This is a genomic window from Pseudomonas sp. AC463, from assembly GCF_979253585.1.
The window spans coordinates 1-239 of record NZ_CEEDDZ010001116.1 but is presented as its reverse complement, the minus strand read 5'-3'; the positions used below and the strand labels follow the sequence as shown (position 1 = coordinate 239).

Sequence of the window (239 nt, the reverse complement as noted above, 5' to 3'; positions counted from 1 at the left end):
ACGGCGGCAAGCTGAAGTCGACGGTGATGCCGCGCGGCGAGTTGATCGACACGCTGGCGCAGGCGCTGGAGGATGCGCAGTCTGGCCTGCTGACCCAGTCCACCGAGGCGCTGCGCGCGCGGGTGACGCCGGTCGACGACTGGGCCGGGGTCGAGACGCATTTCGCGGAGGGAGTGAAGAACCCCGGCTGGGTCGATGTCCGCTGGGCGAAGCCGACGGGCGCGGCGCTGGACACGGTG

The 239-nt window shown here is 71.5% G+C and carries 1 protein-coding gene; it reads left to right on the top strand.

The genetic code is table 11. The features are described from left to right. On the top strand, positions 1-239 hold a 239-nt coding region (locus tag AC0IYH_RS33760), incomplete at both ends, for a hypothetical protein (RefSeq protein ID WP_471838819.1).